This is a genomic window from Streptomyces asiaticus, assembly GCF_018138715.1.
Taxonomy (GTDB): Bacteria; Actinomycetota; Actinomycetes; order Streptomycetales; family Streptomycetaceae; genus Streptomyces; species Streptomyces asiaticus.
This window is the reverse complement of sequence record NZ_JAGSHX010000006.1, coordinates 530020-549442: the sequence shown is the minus strand read 5'-3', so window position 1 is coordinate 549442 and position 19423 is coordinate 530020. Positions and strand designations below refer to the sequence as shown.

The following is a 19423-nucleotide window of genomic DNA, read 5'->3' as shown; positions in this document are numbered from 1 at the left end:
CGGGTGAGGTGCAAGGTGTCGCTCACGCCACCAGGGTCCTTCTGACGGCCCTGGGCGCGAACAGGCCCCGCCGGACAAGGAAAGGCACGTCGGTGAGCACCACGGCCGGAACCCCCGATCCGATCCACCCGATCGACCCGCTCGCGGCGCTGCGCGCCCCCACGGACCCCGAGCACGACGTCTACCTCACCGGCACCGTGTTCCTGGACATCATCTTCACCGGGCTCGACCACGCCCCCGTCCGCGGCACCGAGTCCTGGGCGCGCGGCATGGGATCGAGCCCCGGCGGCATCGCCAACATGGCCACCGCCCTGGCCCGGCTGGGCCTGCACACCACGCTCGCCGCCGCCTTCGGCACCGATGTCTACGGCGACTACTGCTGGGAGAGCCTGGCCCTCGGCGAGGGCGTGGACCTCACCCCCTCCCGCCGCGTCCCCGGCTGGCACTCCCCGGTCACCGTCTCCATGGCGTACGAGGGCGAGCGCACCATGGTCACCCATGAACACCCGGCTCCGCCGCCCGCCGTCCGGGGCGCGCCGCCCCGCTCCCGCGCGTGTGTGGCCACCTTCGAACCGGGGCGGCAGGACGACTGGGTGGGCCGGGCACACGCCCAGGGCAGCAAGATCTTCGCCGATGTCGGCTGGGACGAGACCGGCCGCTGGGACCCCGCCGCGCTCCCCGATCTGCCCTACGCCCACGCCTTCCTGCCCAACGCCGCCGAGGCCCAGCGCTACACCCGAACCGACAGCCCCGAGCGGGCGGTGCGCGCCCTGGCGGAGCTGGTGCCGATCGCCGTCGTCACCCGGGGCGCCGAGGGCGCCGTGGCCATCGACTCGCTCACCGGGGAGCGGGCCGAGGTGCCCGGGCTGCCCGTGGACGCGCTGGACCCGACCGGGGCGGGCGATGTCTTCGTGGCCGGATTCATGACCGGCACGCTCGCGGGCTGGCCGCTCGCCCACCGGCTCGCCTTCGCCAACCTCACCGCCGCCCTCTCCGTCCAGCACTTCGGCGGCTCCCTGGCCGCGCCCGGCTGGCCGGAGGTGGCCGCCTGGTGGAACCGGGCGCGCCGGGCGGCCGACGACGGGGCGGACGCGGCCGGACTCGCCCGCCGCTACGCCTTCCTGGGCGAGCTGATCCCGGACCGGGTGCGCGGCTGCCCACGGCTGCGGGCCCTGCCCACCATCGGTTTCCGGGTGCAAGACAGTGCCCGACGGTCCTGATCACCGCATCGAGGAGAACCCCATGGAACTCGCCCGTACCGGGGCGCGCCGGACACGCGGCAGAGCCGTCCCGGCCGCGCTCGCCCTCGGCGTCGTCCTGCTCGCCGCGGGGTGTGTCCCCGGCACCGACGGCTCGGGGGCCGCCGGTGCCGGGACCGGCGCGGCCACCGCCATACCCGATCCGGCGAGGGCCGGAAAGACCACGCTGACCGTGTGGGACCAGGAGATACGCGGCGGGACCAACGGCGAGATAGAGCAGCTGAACCGGGAGTTCGAGCGGAAGTACCCCAATGTGCGGATCAAGCGGGTCGCCCGGAGCTTCACCGATCTGAAGACCACCCTGAAGCTGGCCGTCTCCGGCAACCATCCGCCCGATGTCATCCAGGCCAACCAGGGCTACCCGGACATGGTGGCCTTCGTCCGGGCCGGGCTGCTCGCCCCGCTGGACAACTACGCCGGGATCTACGACTGGAACACCCGCTACCCCGCCACCCTCCTGGGCCTCAACCGGGTCTCCGCCGACGGCGACGACTTCGGCAGGGGGCGGCTGTACGGCATCTCCCAGACCGGCGAGTACATCGGCCTCTACTACAACAAGGACAAGCTGAAGCAGGCGGGGCTCCAACCCCCGCGCACCTGGGGCGAGTTCACCGACGGCCTGGCCCGGCTCAAGGACCGCGGCGAGCTGCCGATCCAGTTCGGCAACCTCGACAAGTACCCCGCCATCCACACCTTCGGGGTGCTGCACGACCAACTCGGCGCCGCCGGTGCCCGTGACACCGTCCTCGGCCGCGGCGACGGCTTCGGCAACGCCGCCACCAAGAACGCCGCGGCCACCCTCGCCGACTGGGCGAAGCGCGGCTATCTGCCCGGCGGAGCCAACGGCCTCGGCTACGACGACGCGGCCAAGAAGTTCGCCTCCGGCGACGGCGCGTATCTGCTGACCGGCACCTGGCAGCTGGCCGACCTGAAGAAGCCCATGGGGGACAAGCTGGGCATCATGCCGCCCCCGCCCGCCAAGGCCGGTGGCGACCCCGTCACCACCGGCGGCCAGGGCCTGGCCTGGTCCATCACCTCCCGCTCCCGCCACGCGGAGGTGGCCGCCGCCTATCTGGACTTCCTCACCAACGCACACGCCGCCGATGTGATGACCCGGCACGGAGTGCTGCCCGCCGTGCCCGCCAAGGCCGCGGCGGGGGTGAGCCCGGACAGCGTCGACGGCCAGATGATCGCCGGGTGGAAGCGGCTGAGCGCCGCCGATGGACTCGTCCCGTACCTGGACTACTCCACCCCCACCTTCTACGACACCCTCTCGGCCGCCCTCCAGGGCGTGGTCAGCGGCAAGACCTCCCCGGACAGCTTCGCCGCGACGCTCCAGAAGGACTACGGAGCCTTTGTGAAGAAGCAGCGCGAGCAGCACACCTCGGCGGGCCCCCGATGAGGCTCGCCGCCCTGACCAGGGCCTACCGCCGCCGCGCGCCCGGCGAACCGCGTGCCATCGGCTACCTCTACATCCTGCCCGCGGTGATCGTGTACGCCGTCTTCCTGCTCTACCCCTTCGGGCAGTCGGTGTGGCTGTCCTTCGTGCACTGGGACGGGCTGACGGTCGCCACCCCCGCCGGATTCGACAACTACCGCGCGCTGTTCACCGACGCGAGTCTGCGCGCCCCCTTCCTCCACGCGCTGCTGCTGCTCGTCTTCTACGCCGCCCTGCCGGTGGCCATCGGGCTGCTGCTGGCCGCCGTGATGTCCCGGGCCCGGGTCCGGGGGATGACCTTCTTCCGTACGGTCCTGTTCCTGCCGCAAGTCCTCGCGCTGATCGTGGTCGGCGTGGCCTGGCGCTCGATCCTCGCCCCCGACGGGCTGCTCAACGACGCCCTCCGCGCGGTCGGCCTCGGCGGGCTCGCCCGCCCCTGGCTCGGCGACTACACCTGGGCGCTGCCCGCCGTGGGCGTCGTCGGCACCTGGGTCGGCACCGGGCTGTGCATGGTCCTCTTCCTCGCCGGGGCCCAGCGCATCCCGCGCGAGCTGTACGAGGCGGCGCGGATGGACGGCGCCGGGCCGCTGCGCGAGTTCCGCACCGTCACCCTGCCCGGTCTGCGGCCGCAGATCGCGGTGGCGCTGACCCTGACCATCGTGGCGGGGCTGCGCAACTTCGACCTGATCTACATCACCACCAGCGGTGGCCCCGGAAACGCCACCTCCGTCCCCGCCTACGAGGTCTACCACCGGGCCTTCGAGACCAACCAGGTCGGCTCGGCCGCCGCCGTCGGCGTGGCCCTCACGGTCCTGATCTTCGTCCTGACCGTCACGGTCTCCCGGCTCGTGGAAGGGCGGCGGGCATGACCACACGCCTGGAACGCAACGTCACCTACGGCATCCTCGCCCTCTTCACCGTCCTCGCCCTCACCCCCGTGATCGGCATCCTCTCCACGGCCTTCGGCTCGCAGAACTCGCTGGACACCGGCTTCTCGCTGCCGAAGGACGGGCTGCACTGGAGCAACTTCGCCGACGCCTGGAGCCGTGGCCACTTCGGCACCTATCTGGGGAACTCGGTCCTGGTCACGGCGGCCGTGGTGGCCGCCACCACCGTGCTGGCCATCCTCGCCGCGTACGCCTTCGGGGTGATGCGCTTCCCCGGCTCCACGGTGCTGTTCCACCTCTTCGTGATCGGGCTGACGCTGCCCCAGGAGGCGCTGGTCGTCCCGCTCTACTTCGATCTGCGCTACGCCGAACTCACCGACAGCTACTGGGCGTTGATCCTGCCGCAGACCGCGCAGTCCCTGGCCTTCGGGGTCTTCTGGATGCGTACGTACTTCCGCGGCAGCGCACGGTCGGTGATCGAGGCGGCCCGGATCGACGGGGCGAACACCTGGACCACGCTGTGGCGGGTGCTGGTCCCGATGGGCCGCCCGGCGATCTCCACCATGGTCGTGATCACCTTCATGTGGACCTGGAACGAGTTCCTGATGGCCCTGGTGATGGTCAGCGACGAGGCCCACCGCACGGTGCCCCTGGGCCTCGCCTTCTTCCAGGGGCAGCACAGCTCCGACGCGGCGCTGCTCGCGGCCGCCTCGGTGCTCATCGCCCTGCCCGTGGTCGTGGTCTATGTGGCACTCCAGCGCCGGTTCATCGAGGGCATGCTGGGCGGGGCGGTGAAGGAGTGAGCCCGGCGGGCGCCGGGGTCATGCCGAAGGGGTGCGGCTGACCGGGCGGCCGAGGCGGGCCACGGCGCGGGCGAAGACGGCCGCGTCGTGCACCGCCGCCCCGCCCGTGTCGTTGTTGAAGTACGCATAGACCTCCGCGTCGGCCGGCCAGGTGTCCTCGATCCGCCGCGCCCAGGTGGCCAGCGCCTGGCGCCCGTAGCGCGGGGCCGGGCGGGCGAGACCGCCGTGGAAGCGCAGATACCCCCACTCCGCGGTCCGCCACAGCGGGGTGACCGGCCGGGAGCCGGAGTCCGCCCAGCACAGCGCGGCCGCGCGGCGCTCCAGCACCGCGCGGATCTCCTCGGTCCACCAGGAGGTGTGCCGCGGTTCGACGGCCACCCGGGTCCCGGAGGGGAAGCAGCCCAGACAGCGGTCCAGCAGCTCGCCGTCGGCCCGCAGGGTGGGCGGCAGCTGCACCAGCACCGGGCCCAGCCGGTCGCCGAGCCCGGCCGCATGGGACATCAGCCGCGCCACCGGCTCCTCCGGATCGCGCAGCCGCTTGATATGGGTGAGGTAGCGGCTCGCCTTGAGCGCCATCACAAATCCCTCGGGCAGCCGCTCCCGCCAGGTGGCGAACTGGTCGTACGAGGGCAGCCGGTAGAAGGCGTTGTTGCTCTCGACCGTGGCGAAGGCGCGGGTGTACTCCTCCAGCCACAGCCGCTGCGGGCAGCCCTCGGGGTAGAGATCGCCGCGCCAGTCCCGGTACTGCCAGCCCGAGGTGCCGATCAGGGCGGTCATGCCTCGCCCGGATGCCAGGGCGGCCACTGCCCGGGCCGGTCCTCCCAGTGCACCTGGGCCGGGTCCTCCAGGTCGATATCGGGGAAGACCTGCCGGACGCGCGGCTCGAACTCCTCCCGTTCCAGCGGTTCGCACCCCAGACCGCGCAGCCGCACCAGCCGGTAGCGGCCGTCGGCCTCGATTGACTCGACGAAGACGGGGTAACCGGACTCGTCCGGGTCTGTGGCGTTCTCCATACCTCCAGGGTGCCGGGTCTCCGGTATCCGCGCGCCCCGGCCACCGGCCGGGAACCGCCGGTTCGCGGACGGGCGGACCGTCGGCTTGATATGGGAGATGAGTCCTTCAGGAGCGGGGGTGAGTCATGATCTTCACCGACCGGACGGACGCCGGGCAGCGCCTCGGCGAGGCACTCCGCCCCCTGGCGGATGAGAAACCGGTCGTGCTCGGGCTGCCGCGGGGCGGGGTGCCGGTGGCCTTCGAGGTGGCCCGGGTGCTCCATGCGCCCCTGGACGTGATCATCGTCCGTAAGCTCGGCGTCCCCTACCACCGGGAGCTGGGGTTCGGCGCCATCGGCGAGGGCGATGTACGGGTCATCCACGAGGCGATCGTCCGGATGAGCCGGGCCGATCAGGAAGACCTCGCCGAGGTGGAGCGGACCGAGCGGGAGGAGCTGGCCCGCAAGGCGCACCGGTTCCGCCAGGGCCGCTCGCGGATCCCGGCCGAGGGCCACACCGTGATCATCGTGGACGACGGCATCGCGACCGGCGCCACGGCCCAGGCCGCCTGCCGGGTGGCACGGGCCCAGGGAGCCGCGCGAGTGGTCCTCGCCGTGCCGGTGGCGCCGCCGGACGCGGTCGCCGCGCTGCGCGAGGACGCGGACGAGGTGGTGGCCCTCTCCACCCCCTCGGACTTCGCGGCGGTGGGGGAGTGGTACGAGGACTTCTCGCAGACCGCGGACGACGAGGTGGTGGAGTTGCTGTCCCGGTCGACCGGAGAGACCGGTGAGGCGCATCCTGGAAGGTGACGCAGGAGGTGAGCGCGATGGAGACGATCGTGGGATGCGACATTCAGATGGAGTTCCGTGAGATCGGCCCGCTGACCGAAGCGGTCGTCCGGCTGAGGATGCACGACGGCACGGAGATGCTGGCCCAGGGCCGTGCCAACCGCAACCCCGACGACCCGGCACAGCCGAGGGTCGGCGAGGAGATCGCGGCGGCGCGGGCACTGACCAATCTGGCGCACCGGCTGATCGGCAAGGCGGGCGGCGACATTGAGGAAGTCACCCATTCCAAGGCGCATTTGGTGATGTAAGGCCGTTGAGGCGAAGGAGCGTCCGCCGCGGTGGTCCACCGCGGGCGGAGGCTCCTGTGCCTGCACGGTGTGCACTGTCCGTGTGCGGGCTCGTTCAGCGGTGGCCGAGGGTGAGCTGTTGGCCGGGCCGGATCAGATCCGGGTCGGCGCCGACGACCTGGCGGTTGATCTCGTAGAGCCGCTCCCAGCCGCCCGCCACTCTCTCCCGGTCCGCGATCCGGGAGAGGGTGTCGCCGTGGACGACGGTGTACGACCCGGCCCGGGGCTGGGCCTTGGCCGGTGGTTCGGGCACGGCCTTCGGGACGATGAGCAGCGGCTCGGCCCTCGTGGTCGTGACGGCCGTGACGGTGGTGGCGGTCGGGGTCGGCGAGGTGGGCGTGGGGGTTGAGGCGGCGTTCGCCTGGCCGATGCCGATGAGCGGCAGGGCGACGCCGGCACCGCCCGCGGTGATCGCGAGCGAGGTGCGGGAGACACGGTGGGGCCGGGGCCGGCGATGACGTCCGCGTGCTGCCATGGAGTCCTTCTTCCTGTCCTGGTACGGCAGTTGGCGAGTGCGATGGCTGCCGAACAGTAATCCCAGGGTTCTGGCGTGGACAAGGTGTTCGGTTGTTTGCGGTAGAGAATCCAATGTGAGGAATTTGAGCGCCGACGCGATCAATGTGCCCCGGACATAAGAGCCCGCGCGCGGGGAAGGGAGACCAAAAGGGGGAATGCGCGGGAGGCATCGGGGCACCCGCCCTCGATGCCGGTGGCCCGGCAGACGGCTGACCTCGGGAGGTCGCTCATGAGTCAACGGAACGGTTCGGTTCGTCGGCGCACGACCGGGCGCACGGCGGCAGCGCGGTCCCGGCCGCCCGTCTTATGCGCCTTGCTGATCGGCGCGCTGGCCACGGTCACCGCGTGCGGCAGCGACACCGGGGACGGGGACTCCGCGCGGCGCGCCTCGTCCGTCACCTCCGCCTCCTCCGCCGCGCCACCCTCCTCTCCTTCGGCCGCCTCCTCCGCCTCCTCCGAGAGCGGCTCCTCCCGGAACGAACGGCCCGCCTCGCGGACCGCGCAGTCCCCTCCGCCCTCGGCGCGGCCCTCGCACCCGTCCTCCTCGCGGCCCGCCGCCGCGTCCGGGGTGCGCCGCGTCTGCTCCAAGGCGCAGTTGACGCTGTCGGTGGGCCGGATGGACATCGGCGCCGGCAATGTGTACCTGCCCCTGGTGTTCACCAACAGGTCCACCACGACCTGCACCCTCACCGGATATCCCGGTGTCTCGCTGCTCGACTCCACCGGCGCGGTGATCGGCGACCCCGCCACCCGGCGCGGCCCCACCCGCTCCCCGGTCTCCCTGCCGCCCGGCGGCAGCGCCTCGAGCAGTCTGCACACGCTCAACGAGGGCATGAACGACACCCCGTGCCGGCGCACCGCCGCGCGGATCCGGGTCTATCCGCCGGATTCCTTCGACGCGATGTACGTCTCGGCCCGGTCGTTCCGAGTGTGCGGAGGCGTGTTCGAGGTCGAGACGACGCAATCCGGAACGGGTGGATGACACCGGCATATCGGGGGGCTCCCGGGCGCGCGGAAGTGACCGAAAATCTTGACAACGCAGGCGCCGACTGGCCGTGTTCACTCTTTCGCAATCAAAAGGGGTAGGACACCATGGGGATGCCTCATATGAGCCTTTAGGGAGTGTCCGGAGGGGGACGGTGTCATGGAGCGGGTCGCGACCGAGGTCGAGACAGAGCTGCTGGACCTTTCGGGGGCGACACTCGAAGACCTCGAGCGGCACGAAGGGCTTTCCGCGGTGACGGAGCGGCTGCTCGACATCGTCCAGTGCCCGCCGACGGTCGGCGGCAACTCGTCGTCGTCGGAAGGCTGTGGGTCAGTCAGCCCGCTATGACGCCCTCTTCCCCGCGGGGCCTCAACCATCGTTTGTCGGCGGAGAGTTTCGCCGAATTGGCGCGGGGTTCGGGCGGCCCTTCGACGGTGGCCGAACTGAGGTCGGGGCAGCGCAGCCGGGCCATGCTGCTGCTCCACGCCCTGGTGGACATCGCCTCCGCGCACCCCGCCCCGCCCGGCCCCCTTCCCCCGCCCCGGGACGCCTGGCACCTGCTGATTCGGGCCGAGAACCGCTCCGCGGCAGCCGTGGACAGATTGCTGCTGCACCCTCCCACCGGCGTATGGCTCAACCGCTGTCTGCGCAGGCTGCGCGGTCTGGAACCGGGTGACGGGCCGGTGTGGAGCGCGGTGGGACATCTGCATGCCATAGCGGCCTCGGCGGCACTTCTCGCCGGAATCGACTTTCGCGGCGCCGTTCCGGCGCGCGAGGGCGCGGTGATGTTGCCCGCCCTGGGACTCGCCCGCATTCCGGACACCACCGATGTCGCCGAGGTCGTCGGATACGGCCGGAAGGCGGCGGTGTTATCCGGCCCCTATTCGGTGACGCTGCCCGCCGACTTCTCCGAGGACGCTCCCGGTTGGCACGGTCTGCGGCGGCTGCGCGGAGAGCACGGGGGGATTGTCTGCGCCCCCCTTGTCGATGACCTCGATCCCTATCGCGACTTTCTCCGGATCCGGGACCCGGAGCGGCTCGACGGCGAAGAGTGGCAGGGCTGGCAGGAGCGATTCGGCAATGCGTGGCGGCTGGTCTCGGAGCAGCGCCAGGTGGACCCCCGGGGAATCGGCGCCTGCCTGTCCTCCGTCGTGCCCGTGCCGTACGACGCCTGGCCCGAACCGTTCAGCGCCTCATCGCCGGAGGCCTTCGGCTGTGTGCTGCTCAACGGGGCCACGGACCCGCTGACCCTCGCCGCCGCGCTGGTGCACGAGGCCCAGCACATCAAACTCAGCGCCCTGATGGACCTGGTGCCCCTGATCGAAGGGGGCCTGGAGAAGATCCACTACGCGCCCTGGCGGCTGGACCCGCGACCGCTGCGCGGGCTCCTGCAAGGGGTGTACGCGTTCCTGGGCGTGACCGGATTCTGGTGGGACCGGCTGCGGCGCGCCGAGCCCGGCCCGGCCCGGGACACCGCCGCGTTCGAGTTCGCCCTGCGCCGGGCCCAGACCGCCTCGGGGCTGCGCACGCTCCTCACTCATGCCGACCTGACGCCCCGGGGCGAGGAGTTCCTCCACCGGCTGGAGGACCGGCTGACCCTGTGGCTCGCGCAGCGAGTGCCCTCCGTACCGAAGAGCCTGGCGTCGGATCTGATCCACGACCACCGGCTCGTCCACCGCATGCGCCACCTGGCGGCGGACCCGGAGCCGACCGCACAGTGGGCGCGGGCCTGGCGGGAGCGGACCGACCCGCCCGGAGAGCTGCCCGGGACCTCCGTGCGGCCGACCCGCCCCGAGGCGCCGGCGCGCCACGCGCTCGCCCGGCTCCGGCTCGCGGATCCGGCCGGGTTCGCCCGGCTGGGCGACGGCCGGGGAACGGGGCTGCCCGAGGGCGTTGACGCCCCCGACCCGGCCGACCTCGACTGGGCCGCGGGGGACACCGCGGCCGCGCTGCGCGGCTACCGGGCCCGCCTGGAAGCGGACCCGGACGACATCGCGGCATGGGCAGGGCTCGCGCTCAGCCTGCCGGACGGCGCGGCGAGGACGACACTGCTGAACCACCCCGAACTGGCCCTGGCCGTCCACCGGGAGCTGCGCACCGCGCCGGACACGGGTCCCGATCCGGTGGCTCTGGCGCGGTGGATCGGGACGCGTACGCGCGAGTGAACCGCGCGCGGCGCGGGCCCCGCGAACGGAGCCCCGGACGGCGGCTCAGATGGAGATCGCCTCCACATCGCAGTCCGCCCGGATGCCCCGGGCCGCCGCGACCGTCGCCGGGTGGTTGGCCGTCAGCACCCGGCGCAGCCGGCCGAGCGCGTCCTGGTGCAGCTCCTCCGCCCGCCTGCCCTCGCCCAGCGCGCGCAGATCCCCCGACAGATTGACCGCACACGCGAGCGTGGTGGGATGGTCCTCACCGAGCCGGGACCGGCAGGCCGCCAGGGTCGCGGTGTCCAGGTCGTGGGCCTCCTGGTAGTCCGCGAGGGTGTAGTGGTCGCTGGCCATGTGGATGGCACAGGCCAGCGCCGTGGGGTGGTCGGCTGCCAGCCGCTCGACGAGCACCGGCAGCGTCTCCTTGTTCAGCGCGAGCGCCTCATCCGTCTCGCCCAGCAGCCGCAGCGTCACGGCGAGGTCGGTCGCCGCGCCCAGGGTCGCCGGATGCCGTTCCCCCAGCAGGACGCGCATCTCGTCGAGGCATTTGCGGCCCAGCTCACGGGCGCCCTCCAGATCGGCGGTCTGCCGCAGATCCATCGAGAGGGCCAGGGCCGTGATGGTGATGTGGAGGTTGGGCTCGGTGTAGCGCAGCCGGTAGCGCTCCAGCACCTCCCGGCTGAGGTCCAGGGCGCCCTCGTGGTCGCCCGCCTTACGACGCGCCACGGCGAGGTTGCGCAGGGCGAAGACCCCGATGGGCGCGTTCGGCGGGAGCGATTGACGGGCGCGGGCACAGGTCTGCTCCAGCATGTCGCGGGCGGCCAGGTAGTCCCCGCCCTCGCGGACGTCGATGCTGAGGTTGGCCTCCACCAGAATGGTGAGCAGGGCGTCCTCGCCGAGCACCAGACCGGCGGTGCGCCGGGCGCCCTCGTCCAGCTGCCGGGCGCGTTCGTAGTCCCCCACCGCGCGCAGCGCCAGGGCGTAGTCGTTCACCGCGCCGATGGAGTACGGGTCCTCGTCCCCGAAGAGCCGCAGGGTCCTGGTCCAGCGATCCTTCTCCAGCTCCACGTAGCGCGCGTAGTCGCCCTGGTAGCGGGTGTCGACGGCGACCGCGCCCTGAGTCACCAGGGTGTTCTCGTGGTCGTCACCGTCCTTGGCGCGCTGGAGCTCCAGCGTCCGGCGGTTGAGCTCCCGGGCCTCCTTGAAGTGGCCGAGCACGGTCAGGGCATGGCCCAGGGTCCGGGAGACCGCCAGCGTCTCCGCGCTGTCCTCACCGAGCGTTTCCACCCACTGCCGCCGCACCTGGTTGCCGAGCTCCAGCGCGCCCTCGTGGTCCCCCCAGATGAAGAGGAAGCGGACCAGGTTCCGCACCATCTGCCGCACCCATTTGTCGTCGCACTCCATCGCGCGCGACGCCCGGACATGGGAGAGGAGGTCGGCGTACCGCCCCCAGTTGGCGGGAGTCACGTCGTTGGGGTCGCCGACGGCCAGCAGCACATGGGCGCTGTGCCGCATGTCCGCCTGCTGCTGCGTGGACATCTGGCCGATCAGCACGGCCTGCACCAGCCGGTGCATCTCGATCGTGTTGCTGCGGTGATTGATCTTGATCAGGGCGTAGCGGTTGATCTCACGGATCGCATGACCGAGCTTGATCGGGTCCTGCAGCACCTCCGAGAGCTCGGGGGAGAGGGACACCCCGCGCACGCCGGAGAAGAGCCGCCGGGAGATCGGCTCGGGCGCGAAGAACGAGCACATCTGGAGGAGCTGGATGGCACCGGGATGGGTTTCGGCCAGCCGACGCAGCGACATGTTCCAGGCGGCGGCGACCGGTTCGGGGTAGTCCACCGGAACGCCCGCCGCCAGCAGTTCATTGCGGCGGGTGGAGACATCGGCCCGCTCGTCCTCGAAGACCTGGAGATACTCGTCGACCGGCATCCCCGTCTCGGTGAGCCACGCGGCCGCCTGCTCGATGGCCAGCGGAAGGTCCCCCAGGGCGTCGGCGACCCGGTCCGCCTGTTCGCGCGGCAGCTCCGGCCCCCGGCGGCGCAGCAGCTCGATGCTCTCCTCCCGCTCGAAGACGTCCACTTCGACGGTGCGGGCGGCGCGCGACCACTGGGCGTTCCTCGAGGTGACCAGGATCCGGCCCGGCCCGCCCGCGGGGAAGAACGGCCGAACCGTCTCCAGCTCCTCGGCGTTGTCGAAGACCAGCAGCCAGTTGCGGCACGGGCGTCCGGTGCGGAGCGCGTCGAGGACGCTGGGCACGGCCGTGTTGGCCTCCATGCCCGCGTGCAGCCCGAGCCGGTCGGCGAGCTGGACCAGCGCCTGGCGGATCTGCTCGGGGCGCTCGGCCGGGATCCACCACACCGCGTCGTAGTCGCCGGCGTGCTGATGGACGTACTCCAGGGCGATCTGTGACTTGCCCACCCCGCCGAGCCCGTGCAGGGCCTCGGGCAGCACGGCGGCCGTGCCCTCGCTCCTCAGCCGTTCGTGGAGAGTGTCGAGCAACGTCTGCCGCCCGGTGAAGTTGTTGTTCCGGGGCGGTACATTTCCCCAGATGGACGGGGGTTCCCCGGGCTGGCGCTCCTCCACGGTGGGCAGGGTCCGGGCAGCGGTCACGGACACGAATGTTCCTCTCAATGGCTCCCCCGCCGAGCCCGGCGTGCCGTGCTCCGGCGGGGATGGTGAATCGTCGGCCTGGGACAGCGGGTCTGTTGTTCGGGGAGTGGTGGAGTCAGTCATGGCCGCAACCGTTTCGGAGACCACATATTTTCCCCTGTGTGATGCGTCTTCAACTGGATCGGACGGGCTTTCCCCCGAGCGGGCGAGCGCCTGATGGGCCAGGACAAGGGCGCGAAAGGAGCGCGCACCTTCCAGGTAGGGCCCGGAAAGCGCCTGGTAGACCTGCTCCTGAAGGCGGATGTACGGCAGCAGCCGCTCCGTCCTGGGCAGGTTCCCCACCGAGCCCGAGGGGTGGTTGAGCAGATCCCGCAGCATCAGCAGCGGTTTCCAGCGTCGGCCCAGCCGGTCCAGGACGCTGCCGAGGATGTACAGCGACTCGTCCCGCATCCCGGCGGACAGCAGCAGTTCGCGCACCCCGTCGTGGAACTCGTAGCCGATACCCGTCTCGTCCAGCGGGTCGGCGGCCCCCACCTTGCGCAGCAGCCCGCCCAGCAGCACCTCGGCCAGATCGCCCGGGCTGCCCTCCGGCTGGTGGATGCCCTGCACGAACTCCATCACGGGAATGTTCAACGGGGCGGCGGCCAGTCGGGACGCCAGCCGGAAGGCGCCCGGCGAGGCGGTGGCGCGGAACCGGAAGACGCGGTCCCAGGCGCTCGGTTCCGGTTCGGGGTCCCAGCGCTCGGCGGGCACCCCGGGCAGCAGCGCCATCGTGTCCTCGCCGCGCGCCGACGGACGGGCCACCAGCCGCGCCCAGTTGGCCATCCACCGCGCGTCCAGCTCCAGCACCGGGACCGGCGGCGCGCCGCCCGGCCAGGAACCGCCGTCCGCCCGCCGCCAGGTGCCGTTGGGCGCGCCAGGTCCGGGCACCCGCACCCGCACCCGCTCCGGGGCCACCCCGGTGTGGTGCCAGCGGCCCTGCTGTAAGACGTGCAGCACCGCGACCGACGCGTGCCGCGCCCAGCCGGCCAGCGCGCGCCGGGCGCTCTCATCGGCCCAGGCCGCGCCGATGCCGTCGGTCAGCACCAGCACCGTCCGCTTGCCGCGCGGCGGCATCCCGGCCACCGGCGACCGGTCCTCGGCGGATAACGGATGGTCGGTGTTCATCCGGTGCACCCGCACATCCCGGAAGGCGCCGGTGCGTTGCAACACGGTGACCAGATGCGCGGCCGTCCGCCGCCACACCACCATCGAACTGCCGCAGTCCACCACCAGGACGGCGTCCATCCAGCGCTCGCGCACGGGCACCAGGTCGGGCACCCACAGCCCCTCGCGCGCCGCGCGCTCGGCTGTGGCCTCCTCGTCGACCTCCGTCTCCACCGGCGAGGGAGCGGTGCGCTTGAGCGGCCGCAGCGCCCGGGACAGAGCGCGCTCGGGCAGCGGCGGCCCGTCGGGGGACGGCCGGCGCACCGGCACGAAGACCTCCGCGACGGTCGCCGGCTCCGCCTCGCCGGGCGGCGCGGAGACGCCGACCAGCTCCGCGGGGAGCGGCGGTTCCGACACCGCGGGCGCCGCCTCGGGGCCGGACGCGGGGCGCTCCCCCTGCCGGTCCTGCCACGGCTCGTCCGACGGCCCGTCGCCGGGCGGCGGGGCGTCCGCCTCCGGTGCCCCGGGGAGGGGGCCGGGGGCCGGCGGTCCGGGGCCACGGTCCGTCTCGGCCTTGCAGACCGCCAGCCACAGGGCGTCGGCGAGCTGCCGCCAGTCGAGGACTTGTGGGCCCGGCCCGGCGGACCTGCCGCCTGGGTCGTGTGTCATGTCGAGCCCGCTGCGCTGTCCAGCCGGTGCCAGACGGCCTGCAGTAGCTCCTCCCACTCGGGCCCCGGAACATGTGACTGGGACGTCACCAGATACACCGCGTTGAGCAACTGGTCGGCGGCGAGGCCGCCTTCGCGCTCGCTGCGCTCGACGAACATCTGGATCAGCTCCCGCGCACGCGGATCGTCGGCCCGCCCCAGATGCGCGGCCACGATCGCGGCGAGCCGGTCCGCGTCCGGGTCGGGCAGCCGCAGCTGGAGACAGCGCCGCAGGAACGCGGGCGGGAACTCCCGCTCGCCGTTGCTGGTGATGACGACGACGGGGAAGGCGCGGCAGCGCACCCGCCCCGAGGCGATGACGGTACTGCGCTCAGGGTCGTCGGTGAGGACCGATACGGCCGGGCGGCGTCTGCGGATGCGCACCAGTTCCGGAATGGAGTACTCGCCGGCCTCGAAGATGTCGAGGAGGTCATTGGGCAGATCGATATCGCTCTTGTCGAATTCGTCGATGAGCAGGACGCGCGGCAGGCGGTGCGGGAGCATCGCCGTGCCCAGCGGCCCGAGTTGGAGGAAGTCGCCGATGTCCTCCGGTCCGGGTTCGTGCGTGTCCCCCTCCGACGCCTGGCCGGCCGCGGCGGCGTGCACACGGCCGACGGCATCGTAGCCGTAAAGCCCGGACCGCAGGGTCGAACGCGTGGTGATCGGCCAGCGCAGCACCCGGCCCAGGCCCAACTCCCGGCTGATGCGGTACGCCAGCGTGGACTTGCCGGTGCCCGGGCGGCCGGTCACCAGAAGGGGACGCCTGAGGATCAGCGCCGCGTTGACGAGGTCCGCCTCCTCCGGATCGGAGCGCACGCCCAGGGGGGTCGCGCCCAGCCGCCGGGCGGTGTCCTGCTCGTCCTCCGGCGGCGCCGGGGGCTCGGTGGGGGCGTCGTCGTCCGCGTCCGATAACGCGCCGGACCGGCTGTTGCCCTCGACCGGGCAGGCCGAGACCCCGCCGAAGGCGCGCCACGGGGGCGGCGGCGGAAGGATCTCCTCCAGGCTCACGTCGTGCAGCGGGCGCCCGGTGCCCTGGTAGATCCACCAGGGGCGCGGTATCCCGGACGGCAGAGCGGCCGGGGCGGAACCGGAATCCTGGTGGATCCGTCCGTTGTGGCGCCGCGCAGGCTCCTCGTCGCTCATCGACCACCCACCCCCTCGTCCGGCCCCGTCATGCGCCCAGCCGGCTCCACGGGACGGGTCGGGTCGTCCCAAACGAGCACCACATGTTGCCCCAGGTGATGCTCCCGCTCCGCGGAGTCGATCGTATGGGCGTCCAGACGTAACTCTGTCACGGCTTCGCGGAGCCGTGCCAGGTTCCCGCTGGCGTCGGCCTGTTTTTGTCCCAGCTGCTGGACGAAGCAGGGGTCCCGGGTCGCCCGGCCGTCCCAGGCGACCACCGGAATCCCGGCCCGCCAGGCGGTCAGCGCCTCCGAGGTGCCCTCGGGGGTGACGCCCGGGGGCGAGGTCAGGACCAGGGCGACCACCCGCGGATCGGCCTTGAGCCGGGCCAGCAGCGCGGTGGGGTCGCCGGAGCGCGGGCTGTCCGGGTTCTCGCCGCCCACGACGAGCTGCTTGGCGCGCTCGGGCTGCTGGTCGAAGCGGTTCCAACGGTGCTTCCACTCCCGGTGCCAGCGCCTGGTCCAGCTGCGCTCCAGGCTCCGTACGACCACCGGATGGTCCATGTACAGCGGGATGGGCAGCTCGCTGTCGAGCTCCAGACGCCAGCGGTGGACCGGCAGATTCAGGTCATCCGGGCCGAGCATGAACTCGATGTGGATCGCCCGGGCGTCGTCCCACTCCTCGGCCGCCCGGTACACCAGCGTCTGGACCGCCCGCTCCGCGGTCTCCGCGGTGACCTGGGTGACCGGCCCGCGGACCGGATGCCAGCCGGTGGGGTCGTACTGGTGCCAGGACGAGAGCTCGTAACACCCGGCCTCCTCCCGCGGCAGCAGCCGGATCACCAGATAGGCGTCCACCGGACCGGCCGGGGCGGCATGCCCCACCTGCTGCCGCAGCGACCGCAGCTGGGGCGTCAGGCCCAGCTCCCGGGCCTGCTCATCGGCCCATTCGCGCAGCGCGTCGGCCCTCTGCAACGGACGCGCCGCCGCCGCGAGGTACTCCACCAGGGCGAGCTGCGGCGGCAGCCCGCCCGGCTGCGCGTTCATCCGGCTGAGCACCTCGAAGGCGTGCCAGGGGCCGGTGACCGCGGGGACGTCCTGCAACGGGCCCGCCGCCGCACGGCACAACTGGCCCAGCTGCTCGATCTCCAGCTCCTCCAGCAGCGACCGCAGCTTCGCGACGGCGGTCTCGGGCAGCGCCGGACGGGCCGTCATCTGCTCCATGACCGAGTCGAGCCGCTTGATCGCGTCCTCGTCCGCCGCCGCCATCACCGCGAGGGACGCGCGTAGCGCGTGCATGATCCGCACGTTTTCCAGGCATTCGCGGGCCAGCTCCACCAGGAAGTAGTCGGTCACCCGGTGGGCGCGCACGGGGACGCTGGTCATCTCCAGCTCCATGGCGACCAGATCCAGACACAGCGCGCGCAGATCCGGATCCGTCAGACAGCGGAACTCCTTCAACGCCGTGACGAGGCTGCCCACCGATTTCAGGCCACCTTCCCCCATGGCCGCCATGCCGTGCCCTCCCCCGAGGCCGCATCATCGGTCCCCGCCGCCGATGATCCCGCCGGAGACCCTGCCACACGCGGATACCACCCGCCCGGACTCCGGGACAACTTGTATGCCCCGGGAGCCTCTCGTGACACCCATCGCGAGTATGTCGGTGGCACCGTCCCCCGCGCCCGGGGCGGGCCCCGCCGCGGCCGGGACACCTCCCGGCGGTGGACCGGGGAGCCCGCGCCCGCGGTGACCGCGAGGCGGAGGGCCGTCCTCCTCAGGGGCCCACCTGGACGGTTCCGCTGAGCTCGGGTGGGGGACGCCGTACCGGGGTGGCGCAGAGCGGGTGCGGGGAGGGCGGCCCGGGGCACTCCCCCGCGGGGTCGGGAGGGTGAGGAGGGTCACTCCAATCCGAGTGCCTCGACGCGCCGGGCGAGTTCGGCGGCCGCCGGATCGTCCGGCGCGAGCACCGCGACCACCTCCACCAGTTCGCCCATCGCCCGCCGCGCCTCGCAGACGCGCAGCAGGGACAGGGCCTCCGCGCGGCTCGCCGACTGGCGGCCCACCGCGGTGCCGACGGTGGGCAGTTCGTCGAGCAGCTGCTGCCAGCGCGCGGGGGAGGTCATGCCGGGCACGGCCAGCAGGGTGTCCACGAGTACGCCGAGGTCACGGATGGTCAGCCGCCTGCGGCGCCGGGGGATCTCGGGCGGTGCACCGGCGGCGAGGGGTCGCGTATCGGGGGCGAGTGGTCGGGGCGCCGCAGGGTCCGCCGTCAGCATGCGGCCGATCAGTTCGAAGGCGTAGGCGGCCGCGTGCCGGGAGGCCACGGGCTGCCAGCGTTCGTCGTGTGCCTCGCCCTTGTCGCCGAGCAGGTCCGAGATGCCGCGGATCACCAGCGCGTCCAGCTGCTGGTTGACATACGCGCCGGCGAGGAAGCCGAAGCCCTCCATGTCCACCGCGAGCGCGTCACCCGCACTGGCCGCGAGCCTGAGCCCGACGTCCGAGCGGTGGTGCGCCACCACCCGGCCGCCCGCCGCGAGGGGTTTGACATGGGCGCGGGGGCGCGTCGGGTCGTCTCCCGGGGGGATCCGCCGCTGCCACGCGTCGCCCGCGGCCACCAGCCGGGCCAGTTGCACCAGCCCGTAAGCCGGCTGATAGGTCTTCTGCCGGGGCAGAAACCCCGACTCGGTGTCCTTGCCGGTCTCGTAGTCGTACACCGCGTCGGCGGCCACCACATCGCCCAGCGCGACATCCTTGACGCCGCCCGCCACCCCGACGAACAGCATCGCCCGGGGCGCGAAGAGCGCCGCCGCCCGCTCGACCGAGGCCGCGGCACCCGGATTCCCCGGGCCCGTCATATGGATGGCGACCGTCCGCTCCTCGGACCCCTCGCGGAACACGCCTACCTCGAACAGCGCACCCCGCTCCGCCTGGACCGGACGCGGATCCTCCAGATGGGCGCGCACCGCCCGGTACTCGACCTCCAGCGCGGTCAGGACCACCACATCGGCCCGCGCCGTACCCCCATTGCCCTCAGCGCCCACGTGTCCCCCCTAGGACTGCCCTTGCCGACACCTTACGGAGCCCGACGGACTCCCACGGGTCATCCCACATCACGGCCGGTGCAGATCCGCGTACAGCACGATCTGCACCGCCAGCACGACGACCACCGCCACCTCCGCCACCGACACCGCCAGCAACACCGCCCGCACCGGCTCTGACGTCCAGTACACGATCAGCGCGGCGATCGGCGCCACCGTGAACAGCAGCAGATCCGCCGCGAGCTGAAGCCGCTTGCGGGAGATCCGGCGGCCGTCGTCGCGGTGGGCCCGCTCCCAGCCGAACACCGGTGGCCGGCCCGGGGCGAGCGCCGTCAGCCGGGGCCCCAGATCCTCCCGGACATACCGTCCGATGGCTGATATCTTCTCGTCGTTGACCAGATACGCCCAGCCCAGCAGCGCCGACGCCGGGGGCAGCAGCAACAGCAGCTCCGGACGCCCATGGCTCTGCAGGGAGAAGGTGATGATGGCCGCCATCGCGGCCAGCGTCGCGTAGAGCAGATTGTCGCGGAACCCGATCCGTGCCCGCTGCTCCTCCTTCACCTGCTCGTACTCGAGGATCAGCAGCCTGCCCGTGACCGCCTCGCTCTCGGCGCTGTTGTCTCGCGTCACCGT

The 19423-nt window shown here is 72.4% G+C and carries 17 protein-coding genes and 1 pseudogene; 9 read left to right on the top strand and 9 right to left on the bottom strand.

The genetic code is table 11. The features are described 5' to 3' along the window. Positions 1 to 92: 92 nt before the first annotated feature. Genes KHP12_RS09600 through KHP12_RS09585 form a run of 4 tightly spaced genes read left to right on the top strand, consistent with a single transcriptional unit; the run spans position 93 to position 4387 of the window. On the top strand, positions 93 to 1220 hold the full coding sequence (locus tag KHP12_RS09600) for a carbohydrate kinase family protein (RefSeq protein ID WP_086879587.1): 1128 nt from the start codon (positions 93 to 95) through the stop codon (positions 1218 to 1220). Positions 1221 to 1242: 22 nt separating this feature from the next. After that, entirely contained in the window at positions 1243 to 2661 is a 1419-nt protein-coding gene (locus tag KHP12_RS09595; protein WP_086879588.1) for an extracellular solute-binding protein, read from the top strand. Continuing rightward, a complete protein-coding gene (locus tag KHP12_RS09590) occupies positions 2658 to 3566 on the top strand; it encodes a carbohydrate ABC transporter permease (RefSeq protein WP_037952445.1) in 909 nt (302 codons plus the stop codon). Before KHP12_RS09595 ends, KHP12_RS09590 begins: the two co-directional genes overlap by 4 nt. Beyond that, entirely contained in the window at positions 3563 to 4387 is an 825-nt protein-coding gene (locus KHP12_RS09585) for a carbohydrate ABC transporter permease (protein WP_086879589.1), read from the top strand. The genes KHP12_RS09590 and KHP12_RS09585 overlap by 4 nt, the downstream gene beginning before the upstream one ends. Positions 4388 to 4405: 18 nt before the next feature. On the opposite strand, the gene KHP12_RS09580 is transcribed toward KHP12_RS09585, so the two are convergent. Continuing rightward, a complete protein-coding gene (locus KHP12_RS09580) occupies positions 4406 to 5164 on the bottom strand; it encodes a DUF72 domain-containing protein (RefSeq protein WP_086879594.1) in 759 nt (252 codons plus the stop codon). Further along, positions 5161 to 5400, bottom strand: a complete 240-nt coding sequence (locus KHP12_RS09575; protein WP_037952441.1) for a hypothetical protein — start codon at positions 5398 to 5400, stop codon at positions 5161 to 5163. Before KHP12_RS09575 ends, KHP12_RS09580 begins: the two co-directional genes overlap by 4 nt. A 125-nt stretch (positions 5401 to 5525) precedes the next feature. Between KHP12_RS09575 and KHP12_RS09570 the strand changes: the two are divergent. Beyond that, positions 5526 to 6170: pseudogene (locus tag KHP12_RS09570) on the top strand (phosphoribosyltransferase); the annotation flags it as partial. A 35-nt stretch (positions 6171 to 6205) separates the two neighbouring features. Continuing rightward, a complete protein-coding gene (locus KHP12_RS09565) occupies positions 6206 to 6475 on the top strand; it encodes a DUF1876 domain-containing protein (protein ID WP_037952439.1) in 270 nt (89 codons plus the stop codon). 94 nt (positions 6476 to 6569) lie between these two features. On the opposite strand, the gene KHP12_RS52355 is transcribed toward KHP12_RS09565, so the two are convergent. Together KHP12_RS52355 and KHP12_RS50870 are read right to left on the bottom strand one after the other, a co-directional pair. Beyond that, positions 6570 to 6989 carry a LysM peptidoglycan-binding domain-containing protein gene (locus tag KHP12_RS52355; RefSeq protein WP_037952635.1) on the bottom strand — a complete coding sequence of 140 codons (420 nt, stop codon included), beginning with the start codon at positions 6987 to 6989 and terminating at the stop codon, positions 6570 to 6572. Between the two features lie 275 nt (positions 6990 to 7264). Next, positions 7265 to 7654 carry a hypothetical protein gene (locus KHP12_RS50870; protein ID WP_244202498.1) on the bottom strand — a complete coding sequence of 130 codons (390 nt, stop codon included), beginning with the start codon at positions 7652 to 7654 and terminating at the stop codon, positions 7265 to 7267. Between KHP12_RS50870 and KHP12_RS50865 the strand changes: the two genes are divergently transcribed. The 3 genes from KHP12_RS50865 (at position 7647) to KHP12_RS09545 (ending at position 10180) form a co-directional block, all read left to right on the top strand. Beyond that, on the top strand, positions 7647 to 8012 hold the full coding sequence (locus KHP12_RS50865) for a DUF4232 domain-containing protein (RefSeq protein WP_241787711.1): 366 nt from the start codon (positions 7647 to 7649) through the stop codon (positions 8010 to 8012). The genes KHP12_RS50870 and KHP12_RS50865 overlap by 8 nt on opposite strands. Positions 8013 to 8174: 162 nt before the next feature. Beyond that, a complete protein-coding gene (locus KHP12_RS09550) occupies positions 8175 to 8363 on the top strand; it encodes a hypothetical protein (protein ID WP_198282495.1) in 189 nt (62 codons plus the stop codon). A gap of 86 nt (positions 8364 to 8449) precedes the next feature. Next, on the top strand, positions 8450 to 10180 hold the full coding sequence (locus KHP12_RS09545) for an HEXXH motif domain-containing protein (RefSeq protein ID WP_308036086.1): 1731 nt from the start codon (positions 8450 to 8452) through the stop codon (positions 10178 to 10180). A gap of 45 nt (positions 10181 to 10225) precedes the next feature. On the opposite strand, the gene fxsT is transcribed toward KHP12_RS09545, so the two are convergent. The 5 genes from fxsT to KHP12_RS09520 form a co-directional block, all read right to left on the bottom strand. After that, on the bottom strand, positions 10226 to 14593 hold the full coding sequence (gene fxsT, locus KHP12_RS09540) for an FxSxx-COOH system tetratricopeptide repeat protein (RefSeq protein ID WP_210610316.1): 4368 nt from the start codon (positions 14591 to 14593) through the stop codon (positions 10226 to 10228). Further along, the gene (locus tag KHP12_RS09535; protein ID WP_086885168.1) at positions 14590 to 15774 is read right to left on the bottom strand and encodes an AAA family ATPase; all 1185 of its coding nucleotides are present in this window, start codon (positions 15772 to 15774) and stop codon (positions 14590 to 14592) included. Before KHP12_RS09535 ends, fxsT begins: the two co-directional genes overlap by 4 nt. Further along, positions 15771 to 17234 carry a VMAP-C domain-containing protein gene (locus tag KHP12_RS09530; protein WP_244203305.1) on the bottom strand — a complete coding sequence of 488 codons (1464 nt, stop codon included), beginning with the start codon at positions 17232 to 17234 and terminating at the stop codon, positions 15771 to 15773. The genes KHP12_RS09535 and KHP12_RS09530 overlap by 4 nt, the downstream gene beginning before the upstream one ends. Before the next feature lie 416 nt (positions 17235 to 17650). Next, the gene (locus tag KHP12_RS09525) at positions 17651 to 18793 is read right to left on the bottom strand and encodes a phosphorylase family protein (RefSeq protein WP_210610318.1); all 1143 of its coding nucleotides are present in this window, start codon (positions 18791 to 18793) and stop codon (positions 17651 to 17653) included. A 69-nt stretch (positions 18794 to 18862) separates the two neighbouring features. After that, complete coding sequence (locus KHP12_RS09520; protein ID WP_086886023.1) at positions 18863 to 19420, bottom strand: hypothetical protein; 558 nt, start codon at positions 19418 to 19420, stop codon at positions 18863 to 18865. Between the last annotated feature and the right edge of the window lie 3 nt (positions 19421 to 19423).